The sequence below is a fragment of the Rhodococcus sp. WY5 genome (assembly GCF_018588185.1).
In the GTDB taxonomy this organism is placed as follows: domain Bacteria; phylum Actinomycetota; class Actinomycetes; order Mycobacteriales; family Mycobacteriaceae; genus Rhodococcus_F; species Rhodococcus_F qingshengii.
On record NZ_JAAMPR010000001.1, the window covers coordinates 4,168,832 to 4,181,452 of the forward strand.

The 12,621-nt window shown below is 63.6% G+C and carries 11 protein-coding genes; 6 read left to right on the plus strand and 5 right to left on the minus strand.

Annotated elements, in window-relative coordinates; genetic code table 11:
• From G4D79_RS19335 to G4D79_RS19345, 3 genes are all read right to left on the minus strand, one after another.
• Complete coding sequence (locus G4D79_RS19335) at positions 1 to 1,086, minus strand: hypothetical protein (RefSeq protein ID WP_007733759.1); 1,086 nt, start codon at positions 1,084 to 1,086, stop codon at positions 1 to 3.
• Between the two features lie 146 nt (positions 1,087 to 1,232).
• A complete protein-coding gene (locus G4D79_RS19340; RefSeq protein WP_050655280.1) occupies positions 1,233 to 2,393 on the minus strand; it encodes an MFS transporter in 1,161 nt (386 codons plus the stop codon).
• Positions 2,390 to 3,244, minus strand: a complete 855-nt coding sequence (locus G4D79_RS19345; protein WP_223257810.1) for a PAC2 family protein — start codon at positions 3,242 to 3,244, stop codon at positions 2,390 to 2,392. The genes G4D79_RS19340 and G4D79_RS19345 overlap by 4 nt, the downstream gene beginning before the upstream one ends.
• Positions 3,245 to 3,412: 168 nt before the next feature.
• Here G4D79_RS19345 and metH point away from each other — a divergent pair, with 168 nt between their 5' ends.
• The 6 genes from metH to hisG all read left to right on the plus strand — a co-directional run bounded on the left by metH (position 3,413) and on the right by hisG (position 10,736).
• A complete protein-coding gene (metH, locus tag G4D79_RS19350; protein ID WP_047270513.1) occupies positions 3,413 to 6,982 on the plus strand; it encodes a methionine synthase in 3,570 nt (1,189 codons plus the stop codon).
• A complete protein-coding gene (locus G4D79_RS19355; protein WP_099698320.1) occupies positions 6,975 to 7,673 on the plus strand; it encodes an HAD family phosphatase in 699 nt (232 codons plus the stop codon). The genes metH and G4D79_RS19355 overlap by 8 nt, the downstream gene beginning before the upstream one ends.
• A gap of 12 nt (positions 7,674 to 7,685) precedes the next feature.
• A complete protein-coding gene (locus G4D79_RS19360; protein WP_042450983.1) occupies positions 7,686 to 8,546 on the plus strand; it encodes a rhodanese-related sulfurtransferase in 861 nt (286 codons plus the stop codon).
• A 57-nt stretch (positions 8,547 to 8,603) separates the two neighbouring features.
• The gene (locus G4D79_RS19365) at positions 8,604 to 9,464 is read left to right on the plus strand and encodes a pseudouridine synthase (RefSeq protein WP_047270562.1); all 861 of its coding nucleotides are present in this window, start codon (positions 8,604 to 8,606) and stop codon (positions 9,462 to 9,464) included.
• A 59-nt stretch (positions 9,465 to 9,523) separates the two neighbouring features.
• Positions 9,524 to 9,787, plus strand: a complete 264-nt coding sequence (locus G4D79_RS19370; RefSeq protein ID WP_003944933.1) for a phosphoribosyl-ATP diphosphatase — start codon at positions 9,524 to 9,526, stop codon at positions 9,785 to 9,787.
• A 97-nt stretch (positions 9,788 to 9,884) separates the two neighbouring features.
• Complete coding sequence (gene hisG, locus G4D79_RS19375; RefSeq protein WP_003944905.1) at positions 9,885 to 10,736, plus strand: ATP phosphoribosyltransferase; 852 nt, start codon at positions 9,885 to 9,887, stop codon at positions 10,734 to 10,736.
• A 46-nt stretch (positions 10,737 to 10,782) separates the two neighbouring features.
• Here hisG and G4D79_RS19380 read toward each other — a convergent pair whose 3' ends face one another.
• Both G4D79_RS19380 and G4D79_RS19385 read right to left on the minus strand, forming a co-directional pair.
• On the minus strand, positions 10,783 to 11,592 hold the full coding sequence (locus G4D79_RS19380; RefSeq protein ID WP_003944950.1) for a thioesterase family protein: 810 nt from the start codon (positions 11,590 to 11,592) through the stop codon (positions 10,783 to 10,785).
• Between the two features lies 1 nt (position 11,593).
• Positions 11,594 to 12,484, minus strand: a complete 891-nt coding sequence (locus tag G4D79_RS19385) for a RecB family exonuclease (protein WP_370852750.1) — start codon at positions 12,482 to 12,484, stop codon at positions 11,594 to 11,596.
• Between the last annotated feature and the right edge of the window lie 137 nt (positions 12,485 to 12,621).

Consider the following 12,621-nt stretch of genomic DNA (forward strand, 5'->3'; position numbering starts at 1 on the left):
CTACGGGCGATCCGTAGCAGGGGATGCGGCGCGTCGCCACTGCGATTCGTTCTCGATCATCCATGTGAGCAGGTGCTCGGCCGCCGCCTCGTCGGAGTCCGGGCCGACCAGCAGATCGGCGAACGCTTGGCTGGGGGCGACGATGCGGATGCCGTCGCGGGTGAGCAATCGGTCGAAGGCAGACGGTGAGAGGGGAGCGGTGATCCACACGTCACCGCCGGATTCCACCCGCCGTAGTCCGAGAGCGTCGGCGAACTGATCGACGTTGTCGGCATGGAAGTGGGCACGTCGAGTGGGCGCGTACCGAGCAAAGGGTGCGGCGGCCACCGAGGCGGTACCGGCGTAGATGTGGCCGCTGAGCTGACGCAGTTGATCGAAGAGTGCTTCCAACCCGTCCGGCGCGTGAAAGCCGTGAGGCGTCGGCGCTTTGGCGCCGGCTTCGGCCGCCCATTCACGAAGCATCTTCGGCCAGCGGACGTCACCGATTCCGCCGCGGGGGAGCCTGGTCACCAGTTCACGATCCGACAGTGTCTGAACCACCCGATAGGTTGCTCCCGTCGACGCACCGGCCAGGCGCACCAAGGCAGTGATCGCCAGTGGCGCCGCGAAATCGGCAAGCGCACGCACGACGCGAGCTGACGGATCGCCCGTCAACTGTCCGGAAGGACGTCCGGGCCCCCGCCACGGATCGGCGTCGGCTCCGCGTCCACGCACCCAGACGGCGGGTCGATCAGCGGTCAACGACACGTTGCCCGTGGCGTCTGCGTACGAGATCGCGTGGGAATCGAGCTGCCGGCGAACCGGCTCGGACAGATATTTTGCGCACACGAAGCCCGATTGACCGGTGGGGAAGCGATCGGCGATACCGGGAACGTCGCTGCTCAGGACACCGTGAGCGGCGTACACGCCGAATTTGGCCACCGAGCCGTCAGGGGAGCGGAGGTCGAGTCGGAGTGGCGCCTCGGACAGGTCGGGGGAGCGCTGCGTCGACAAAGACCAGGTAGGAGGCAAATTTTCTTCGATGACGGCAACCGATCGCCGAAAAATGTCGATCGGCCGTTCCGGTTCCGACTCAGATTCGCTCATGTTCCAATGGTATCAATATCTGTCGACGACGGAAACACGAAATTTTCCGAATAATGTTCGCCCTGACAGCCTCGCGACAACGGTGGTCGCTTTCGCCGAGAAACTCACTACCTACACAACTTCAAATTCGAAATTGCCTAGACCGATCAGCGTTGCTTCGGCATGATCAGGGGAGCGACGACGGCGAGCAGTAATGCGGGGATCAGGAAGCTCGCGGCAGGCGAAGAGTCGTAAATCGGTGTCAGGGCCAGGGGAGCAAGAGCGGCGCCGCCGAAGCGCATCGCTTGGACGACGGACACGGCGCCGCCACGGTTCGGCCCCGCGGATCCGAGGACCGCCGCGTTGACGCCGACCAGCACGAACTGGCTCGCGACGCCTGCGACAAACCATGCGATCGCGATCACCGGCACCAAGCCGGCAAGGCCGACGACGGAGACCAGAACTGCTCCGCCCAGGGCGCCGATCATCACGGAGGAGCGTGCGCCGATGCGATCGATGAGGATTCCGATGCGCCGGGCCGAGAGGATGCCGGCCACGCCGAAAACGGTGAGCAGTAGGCCGCGGACGGTGGGGGACAGCCCGAACTCGTCTTCGAAGCGGAAGGCGAGCAGGAAGCTCAGTCCACCGAGGGCGCCCCAGCCGAGCAATGCAGCGATACCGATGCGGAGCACTTCGGGGCGTAATGCATCGCGGAGACGGGCGGGAGTGGTCGCTGCCGGTGCTTCGGACTTCGGAAGTCCGACGGCTCCCAGAATGCCCGCGACCACTGCGATGACGAGAAAGGCCAGACGCCAGTCGAATTCGGCCGCCAGTCCGCCGATCAACGGAGCCGACGACTGCCCTGCGGCCTGGAAAGCGCCGAAGGCTCCGAGGGCTCGACCCAGCCGTGCCTGCGGTGTTGCGGCCGCCAACGAGGCAAGCAGTAGCGGCGTGGTGAATGCGTTCGCGGAGCCCTGCAGTACCCGGGCGGCAAGGAAGATCTCGAGTGTCGGGGCGAGGAAGCATGCCAACGACGCGAGGACGTAGACGCCGTAAGCGATGCGCACCGTCCGAACCTTGCCCCACCGCGTCCCGAGTGTCCCCGACACCAACATCAGAGCGGCGAAGGGGAGCAGGTACGCGGTGAGGGAAGAGGCGGCCGCCGACGGACCGACCCCTAGATCGTCACCGATCTCGGGAAGGATCGAAGCAACCACGCCGCCGCCGAACGGGCCGAGGAACCCGCCGGCGTACAGCGCGATCAGCTGAAGCCGGAGGCGCAGTGGGCGCTGTGTACTTCCGCCTTCTTCTGGAGTGTTCTTGCTCACAGTCCGAAGCTGCCGGGGCCTCGCCGTCTGAGGTAGCGCTCGAATTCCGCGGCGATGGCGTCGCCGTCGATCTTGGAGATTGCTTCGCTGATGTCAGTTTCGGCGTCTCCCCGTTCTTCCAGGGTGCGCACGTATTCGCCGATTTCCTCGTCGTCCGCGGTCATTTCGTTGACCGCTTCCTCCCAATCCTCCGACTGAGCCGGGAGCTCCCCGAGTGGGACCTCGATGTCGAGAACATCCTCGACTCGTTGAAGGAGGGCCACTGTGGCCTTCGGGTTGGGTGGCTGCGAGACGTAGTGCGGAACCGCCGCCCAGAACGAAATAGCGGGTACACCAGCACGAACGCACTCGTCCTGAAGAACCCCGGTGATGCCCGTCGGGCCTTCGTACCGCGTCTGTTCCAGGTTGAATCGGGCGGCGGATTCACTGCTGTAGGCCGTGCCCGTCACCGGGACCGGTCGGGTGTGCGGAGTATCGGCGAGCAGGGCGCCGAGGATGACGACCGTCTTGACGTTCAGTTGGTCGATCAGCTCGAGCAGATCCTCGCAGAAACTGCGCCACCGCATGTTGGGCTCGATCCCGCGAAGCAGGACGATGTCGCTCTCGCTGCCAGGAGGCGAACAGACCGACAAACGTGTTGCCGGCCAAACGATTTCGCGAGTGACACCGTCGACCTGCCGGACTGTGGGGCGGTTGACCTGATAGTCGTAGTAGTCCTCTGAATCGAGTTCGGCGAGCGGCTGGGCATCCCAGATCAGCTCGAGATGTTCGACCGCACCGCTGGCTGCGTCACCGGCGTCGTTCCAGCCCTCGAAAGCTGCAACGAGGATGGGATCACGTAGGACAGGGATGTCGCCCTCGAGGCGGTCGCTGCTGTCGACGGCAAAGCCGTCAGGGCTCTCGAAGGCCGCGGAATCATCGAAATCGACCGGGCCGTCGGGAGTGACGGGGAACTCACTTGGACTCACCCACCCAGCCTACGGCCAGAGCTTGTCGGTGCGCCCACTACTCTGGACGGCATGTCTGCCCCATTTAACTCTGCCCTGCTTGATGCGCTGAAACAGCGCGTTGTCATCGGCGACGGAGCGATGGGCACCATGTTGCAGGCCGCGGACCTCACCCTGGACGACTTCCTCGGCCTCGAGGGGTGCAATGAGATCCTCAACGACACCCGTCCCGACGTGCTCAAAGACATCCACCGTGCGTACTTCGCCGCTGGTGCCGATGCCGTCGAGACCAACACCTTCGGTTGCAACCTGCCCAACCTCGCCGACTACGACATCTCTCACCGGATCCGCGAACTCGCGGAAAAAGGCACTGCTCTCGCCCGTGAAGTAGCGGACGAGATGGGACCAGGCCGCGACGGCATGGCCCGATTCGTACTCGGCTCGATGGGACCGGGAACCAAGCTCCCCAGCCTGGGACACGCACCGTACGCAGTCCTGCGTGACGCGTACACCGAAGCTGCGCTCGGCATGATCGACGGTGGCGCCGACGCCATCCTCGTCGAAACCTGCCAGGACCTGCTTCAGGTGAAAGCTGCAATCCTCGGCAGCCAGCGTGCGATGGAGCAACTCGGACTGCGGTTGCCGATCATCACGCACGTGACGGTCGAGACAACCGGAACGATGCTCCTGGGCAGTGAGATCGGTGCGGCGCTGACGGCACTCGAGCCACTCGGTATCGACATGATCGGTCTGAACTGTGCCACCGGGCCGGCCGAGATGAGTGAACATCTCCGTCATCTGTCCAAGTACTCCACGCTGCCGGTGTCGGTCATGCCCAATGCCGGCCTGCCGCAGCTCGGCCCCAAGGGTGCCGAGTATCCGCTGACTGCCGACGAATTGGCCGAAGCCCTCAGTGGTTTCGTCTCCGAGTTCGGACTCGGCCTCGTCGGTGGCTGCTGCGGTACGACGCCCGAGCACATCAGCGCGGTCGCCGACGCGGTTCGTCAGGTCGAGAAGGCCCAGCGCACGCCGATCCACGAGCCGAGCACCTCTTCGCTGTACTCGGCGGTGCCGTTCGAGCAGGACGCCAGCATCCTGATGATCGGCGAACGCACGAACTCCAACGGCTCCAAGGCTTTCCGCGAGGCGATGCTCTCCGCGGACTACCAGAAGTGCCTGGACATCGCCAAGGACCAGACCCGCGACGGCGCACACATGCTCGACCTCAACGTCGACTACGTGGGCCGCGACGGTGCCGCCGACATGTCGGAACTTGCCAGCCGCCTGGCGACGTCCTCGACGCTGCCGATCATGCTCGACTCCACCGAGCCTGCCGTGCTGCAAGCCGGCCTCGAGCACCTCGGTGGCCGCTGCGCCGTCAACTCCGTCAACTACGAAGACGGCGCCGGCCCCGAATCGCGTTTCCACAAGATCATGACTCTGGTCAAGGAGCACGGCGCGGCGGTCGTCGCCCTGACCATCGACGAAGAGGGCCAGGCTCGCACCGCCGAGACGAAGGTCGCCATCGCCAAGCGTCTGATCGAGGACATCAAGGGAAACTGGGGACTCGCCGAGTCCGACATCATCGTCGACGCCTTGACCTTCCCCATCTCCACCGGTCAGGAAGAGGTGCGACGCGACGGCATCGAGACCATCGAAGCCATCCGTCAGCTCAAGGCTGCGTACCCGGAACTCCACTTCACCCTGGGTATCTCGAACATCTCGTTCGGTTTGAACCCGGCCGCACGGCAGGTCCTCAACTCGGTGTTCCTGCACGAGTGCACCGAGGCAGGTCTGGACACGGCGATCGTTCATGCGTCCAAGATTCTGCCGATGGCCCGAATTCCTGACGAGCAGCGTGAAACCGCACTCGACCTCGTCTACGACCGTCGTAGCGAGGGGTACGACCCGCTGCAGAAGCTGATGGCTCTGTTCGAGGGTGTCTCGGCTGCGTCGGCGCGCGAGTCCCGTGCGCAGGAACTGGCGGGACTTCCGTTGTTCGACCGGCTCGAACGCCGCATCGTCGACGGCGAGCGCAACGGCCTCGACGACGACCTCACCGAGGCGATGACGATCAAGCCTCCGCTGGCCATCATCAACGAGACCTTGCTCTCGGGCATGAAGACCGTCGGCGAGCTGTTCGGCTCCGGACAGATGCAGTTGCCGTTCGTGTTGCAGTCGGCCGAGGTCATGAAGGCTGCCGTGGCATTCCTCGAACCGCACATGGAAGCGAGCGACGAGGACGGCAAGGGGCGCATCGTGATCGCGACCGTCAAGGGCGACGTTCACGACATCGGCAAGAACCTGGTCGACATCATCTTGAGCAACAACGGCTACGAGGTCGTCAACATCGGTATCAAGCAGCCGATCGCGACCATCCTCGACGTCGCGTTGGACAAGAAAGCCGACGTGATCGGCATGTCCGGACTGCTCGTGAAGTCCACTGTCGTGATGAAGGAAAACCTCCAGGAACTCAACGCACGCGGAGTCGCCGAGAAGTTCCCGGTTCTGCTCGGTGGTGCGGCGCTCACGCGCTCCTACGTCGAGAACGACTTGCAGGAGGTGTACGAGGGCGACGTCAGCTATGCCCGCGACGCCTTCGAGGGTCTGAACTTGATGGACCAGATCATGACGACCAAGCGTGGTGGCGGCCCGGCGCCGGACAGCCCGGAGGCCATCGCTGCTCGCGAGAAGGCTGCCGAGCGTAAGGCACGTCACGAGCGTTCCAAGCGCATCGCCGAAAAGCGTAAGGCTGCAGCGGTTCCCGTGGTCCTGCCGGAGCGTTCCGATGTCGCAACCGACATCGCGGTGCCGACACCTCCCTTCTGGGGCTCGCGCATCGTCAAGGGAATTTCGCTGTCCGAGTACTCGGGACTGCTCGACGAGCGCGCTCTTTTCCTCGGCCAGTGGGGCCTTCGCGGTCAGCGCAAGGGCGATGGTCCGACGTACGAGGAACTGGTCGAGTCGGAAGGCCGTCCGCGACTTCGGTACTGGCTCGATCGGCTGACGTCCGAGGGCATCCTCGCGCATGCCGCGGTCGTGTACGGGTACTTCCCGGCGATCTCGGAGGGCGACGACGTCATCGTGCTCACCGAGCCGAAACCGGATGCACCCGAAAGGTTCCGGTTCACCTACCCGCGCCAGCACCGCGACCGCTTCCTGTGCATCGCGGACTTCGTTCGCTCGCGCAAGGACGCCGAGGCCACCGGGCAGGTCGACGTACTCCCGTTCCAGTTGGTGACGATGGGTCAGCCGATCGCGGACTTCGCCAACGAGTTGTTCGCGTCGAACTCGTACCGCGATTACCTCGAGGTTCACGGAATCGGTGTCCAGCTCACGGAGTCTCTGGCCGAGTACTGGCATCGACGCGTCCGTGAAGAGCTAGTGCTTCCCGAGGGTCACACCGTCGCGGAGCAGGATCCCACCGAGGTTGCCGGTTACTTCGATCTCGAGTACCGCGGCGCTCGTTATTCGTTCGGATACGGCGCGTGCCCGGATCTCGAGGATCGAGCCAAGTTGGTTGCGTTGCTCGAACCCGAACGAATCGGCGTCGAATTGTCCGAGGAGCTGCAGCTGCATCCCGAGCAGTCCACGGACGCTTTTGTCCTGCACCACCCGGAAGCAAAGTATTTCAATGTCTGAGTTGTTGACCGAAGTATCCGAATCAACGCTCGGTGGTGTCCTGTGGGACATGGACGGCACCCTACTCGATTCGGAGAAGCTGTGGGACATCGCGCTTCGTGAGCTGTCCCTACGCCTGGGCGGACCGATGACGGAAGCGACACGCGTTGCCGTCATCGGTGCGTCGAGTCCCTTCGCCCTTGCGACGGTGTTCGACGCGCTCGGCCTGGAGAAGCATCCCGATGCCATCGCCGAGGCGAAGGACTGGATGTACACCCGCGTCGGCGATCTGTTCGAGGACGGCGTGACCTGGCGGCCGGGTGCTCGCGACGCACTGTCGACCGTGCGTGACGGTGGTTTGGGTTCGGCACTGGTCACCAACACCGAGCGAGTTCTGGTAGATCGGGCACTCGGCATGCTCGGCCGTGAGTTCTTCGACCATTCGGTGTGTGGCGACGAGGTCCCCAACGGGAAACCGGCAGCGGATCCGTACCTGCGCGGCGCGCATCTGCTCGGACTCGAGCCTGCGCAGTGCCTCGCGATCGAGGACTCGCCGACCGGCACGGCGTCGGCCAGCGCTGCGGGTTGCGCGGTGCTCGTCGTTCCGTGTGAGGTCGACGTCCCGGCCGGCCCTGGACGTGTGTTTCGAGAGTCTCTGGTGGACTTGTCCATTCACGATCTTCACGACGTTCACTCGAGCGCGGCACGTTAGGCTGGATTTGCTGTGGCTATTCCGAAAATTGTTCTCTTCTACCAGTTCACGCCGTTGGCGGACCCGGAAGCGATCAAGCTGTGGCAGCACAGCCTGGCCGAGTCCAACAACCTGACGGGCCGGATCATCGTCTCGCCGCACGGGATCAACGCGACGGTCGGCGGAGACATCGAGGATGTCAAGCGATATGTCCGTGGTACGCGTGGTTACGAACCCTTCCGTACCGCTGACATCAAGTGGTCGGACGGCCTCGGGAACGATTTCCCTCGTCTGAGTGTCAAGGCACGCTCGGAGATCGTGACGTTCGGTGCCCCCGACGAGCTGAAAGTCGACGAGAACGGTGTGGTCGGCGGAGGAGTTCACCTGGTGCCCAAGGAACTACACGAACTCGTCGACACTCGCGGTGACGACGTCGTGTTCTTCGACGGGCGCAATGCCTTCGAAGCCGAGATCGGCCGTTTCCGAGATGCGATAGTTCCGGACGTCGCCACCACTCGGGATTTCGTCAACGAACTCGACAGTGGCAAATACGACCATCTCAAGGGCAAAGCCGTGGTCACGTACTGCACCGGCGGAGTGCGCTGTGAGGTGTTGTCTTCGCTGATGCGCTCACGTGGCTTCGACGAGGTCTATCAGTTGGACGGCGGAATCGTCCGTTACGGCGAGACTTTCGGCGACCGCGGCCTCTGGGACGGTTCCCTGTACGTGTTCGACAAGCGGATGAACATCGAGTTCTCATCCGAAGCCAAGACACTCGGCGTGTGTGTCGATTGTGGTACTCCGACCCCGCGGTACCGCAACCGGATCGACGGCGACGGCCGAACCCTCGAATTGCTCTGCGAGAGTTGTTCACCAGACCTCGAGCAGGACTGAGCTGTGCCCAAGGCTCCGTTGCCGATCCGAAACGGTCTCGGACCTGACCGGCTGCGGATGCCGGCGGAGTCGTCGGCGCGGACCGTCCTCGAGCACCTGGTCGGCGAGCATCCCGGGGAGCGGGACCTGTGGGCGGACCTCGTCAGCGCCGGGGACGTCGTCGACGAGCACGGGCGGAAGATCACGAGCCGAACGCCCTATCAGCCGACCCGGTTCGTGTACTTCTACCGCGAGCCGGCCCCCGAGATTCCGGTTCCGCACGAGATCGAGATCTTGTACCGCGACGACTCGATTCTCGTGATCGACAAACCGCACTTCCTGGCGACCATTCCACGGGGAGCGCACATCGTCGAAAGCGCAGTCGTGCGCCTGCGTCGTGACCTGGACCTTCCAGATCTTGCGCCAGTTCACCGCCTCGACCGGATGACGGCGGGTGTCATCGTGTTCACCGTGACACCGGACCTACGACGGCCGTACCAGGAACTTTTTGCCGAGCAGCGGATCGTCAAGGAGTACGAGGCGATTGCGGGCTTCGATCCGGAACTGACTTTCCCTCGCACGGTGCGCAGCCGCATCAACAAAGTTCACGGCGAGATGACGGCTACCGAAATCGCGGGCGAGCCGAACAGTGAGACCTCGATCGAACTGATCGAGGTGATCACCGACTCGGCGGGCCGGACGCTCGGGCGATACAGGTTGCTCCCACGGACCGGCCGGACCCATCAGCTTCGGCTGCACCTCAACTCGCTGGGCGTCCCGATCGTCGGTGACAATTACTATCCGGAGTATCTGCCCGCAGTGCCCGGTGACTTCTCGACTCCGTTGCGATTGTTGGCGCGAGCGTTGGAGTACCCGGATCCGATCACCGGGCAGACCCGCAGGTTCGTGAGTTCGCGCAGCCTCGACGCAGGCCTGTGAACACCGCTGTTCGTGGGCGTGTGAAAACCGCTTCCGTCCTCGTGAAAGAATAGCTACCCGTGAAGACCTTCGAATCCTTGTTCGCCGAATTGACCGAGCGCGCTGCTACTCGCCCCGAGGGGTCCGGCACTGTCGCCGCCCTCGACGCCGGTGTGCATGCTCAGGGCAAAAAGGTCATCGAGGAAGCCGGTGAAGTGTGGATCGCTGCGGAATACCAGAGCGATGAGCAGCTCGCCGAGGAAATTTCCCAGCTGCTGTACTGGACGCAGGTGTTGATGGTCGGTCGCGGACTGACCCTCGAGGACGTGTACCGACATCTGTGATCGGAGCTGACCAGCGAGGTGTACTCCCTCTCGCTCGTCCAGGGCTTCCGATTCATGTCGTCTCACGTCACCCACACCTTCCGAAAGGACATCCACCATGCTGCGCGTAGCAGTTCCCAACAAAGGCTCACTGTCCGAGTCCGCCGCCGAGATTCTCAGCGAGGCCGGCTACCGTCGACGCACCGATTCCCGTGATCTGACAGTCCTCGATCCGGCCAATCAGGTCGAGTTCTTCTTCTTGCGCCCCAAGGACATTGCGATCTACGTCGGCTCCGGTGAGCTGGATCTCGGCATCACCGGTCGTGATCTCGCCGGCGACTCGGGTGCTCCCGTATCCGAGCGTCTGTCACTGGGCTTCGGCCGTTCGTCGTTCCGTTACGCAGCACCGGCCGGCAAGGACTGGGCCGTCGAGGATCTGTCCGGCCTGCGCATTGCAACGTCGTACCCGAACCTGGTCCGTAAGGACCTCACAGATCGCGGACTCGACGCCACCGTCATCCGTCTCGACGGAGCAGTGGAAATCTCGATTCAGCTCGGCGTCGCCGACGCGATCGCCGACGTGGTCGGATCGGGTCGTACTCTCCGCCAACACAACCTCGTGGCTTTCGGTGAATCGCTCTGCGATTCCGAAGGTGTCCTGATCGAGCGCACCGGCGCTCCGCAGGACGATCCCGCACGCAACCAGCTCATCGAACGCGTACGCGGAATTGTCTTCGCGCAGCAGAATCTGATGATCGACTACGACTGCCCGCGCACCATCCTCGACGACGCCATCAAGATGACTCCCGGAATGGAATCGCCGACCCTCTCACCGTTGGCCGATCCCGACTGGGTCGCGGTTCGCGCGATGGTCCCGATCAAGGGACACAACCAGGTGATGGATGCCTTGGCCGAACTCGGTGCCAAGGCCATCCTCGCGTCGAACATCCGCTCGGTACGCGCTTTCTGATCACTGCCTGAATAGATTTACGCGCATTCGCGCCCGTTCCTGAAAATCAGGAACGGGCGCGAATCTGCAAAGTCTGGGCGATACGGCCCACGGCACCCTGCTCGTCGTAGAGCACGCCCGCACACATGCCGACGCCGTCCGGACCCGTTGTGGTTTCGGCGGCGACACCGACCCACTCTCCCTCGGGCACACGGAAGATATGCACCGTGAGATCTGTGTTGAGGAACGTCCAGTGCTCCGGGTCGAGCTTGGCGCCGACCCCGTTTGAGATGTCGGCCACCGCGAACAAACGCTCGAGAGCAGACATCTTCTCACCCTCGACCAGCTCTGGCTTGGGGCGCGCCCATACCTTCCCGGTTCCCACGCACCCGATCGGAGCAATCCAGGACCAGTCGAGGGTCTTGAGATAGCCGACGCTCCACAGACCCTCGAGAACGCCCGGGGTGCCGCTGTCGCGGGGTTCGAGCGGGGGATCGACTACGTGGACGACGTCGCCGGTATCCACCGTCTCCATCCGCCACGCCGTACCGCGCGCAACCGCGCGTGCAGATCCGTCGGCGGTGGTTGCCCACAGTTCGGCGACGATCAATTCGATTCGGCGACCGGGTCGTTCGATCCAGGACCGGACTTCGAGGTCGGCAATCGGAATCGGTCCGAGAATCTCGACGACGACGCGCGTCAGACGGGTTTCGTCGCGCGCACCGCACCGCTCGAGGGCTCGTACCAACAGCGCCGACGGGGGAGCGCCGTGCTGCAGTGTCGGGCCCCAGATGCTGACAGTTGCCTGCGTGCTCGCGAACCGCTCGTGCCCTTCCTCCGTCGTTCCGAGGTAGCGGTAGTACGAACTGTCCGTCATGTTATGAATTCTCCTTTGCGGCAACAGGTTCGGTGCTCAGCAGGTCCGGCCAACCTGGATACGGCGGAGGTGTTCCGCCGAACGAGGGGCACAGTGACTTGTGATCGCACCAGTCGCACAGTTTGCCAGGCTTGGGTCTGAAGTCTCCGGTCGCACCTGCTGCGAGGATCGCTTTCCAGATGGCGGAGAGGGTTCGCTCGAATCGGATGAGCTCGTCGTGATCCGGGGCGTACGTGAGAATCGAACCGGAGGCCAGATAGATCAGGCGCAGTTGTGCGGGAACGATTCCGCGAGTGCGCAGCAGTACGAGCGCGTAGAACTTCATCTGGAAGAGCGCCTTGGATTCGGTGAACTCGCGAGGCGCTTTTCCGGTCTTGTAGTCGACCACCCGCACCTCACCCGTCGGTGCAACGTCTATCCGGTCGACGAAGCCGCGGAGTCGAACGCCGTTCTCCAATTCGGTCTCGACGTAGACCTCGCACGCCTCGGCATCGAATCGAGTGGGATCTTCGAGCGTGTAGTACGTCGCGACGAGCTTGCCGACTTCGTCGAGGAACGAATCCAGCTCGCCCTCCGGAACAAGGTCAGCGGCCTCGGGAGACTCGGCACTGACACGTTCCCACGCGGGACGGACGAGTTCGGCTGCGCGATCGGGAACCCGGTGACCGGTCGGCAGTGCAAACAGTGCTTCCAGTGCCGCGTGTACGACGGTGCCTCTGACCTGGGCTCTGGTTGGCGTTTCCGGAATTCTGTCGACTGCTCGGAAGCGATAGAGCAGGGGGCATTGTTTATAGTCACCCGCCCGAGACGGAGAGAGCGCCGGCCGACTACGCGGGCGCTCGTGTGATGTTGCACCCGTTGGAGTGGGGGTTGGCAATTCGACAGAGCTCACACCTGGCAGGCTATGCGGTTGGTCCGACAACTCCGTCGGAGCCGGTGGCGAGGACACCGGAAACAAGCGAACAGGGATCATCTGCGCATGGCGAACGAGCTGCAACCAGAAGAAGGCACGACCGAAGTGGATGAGGT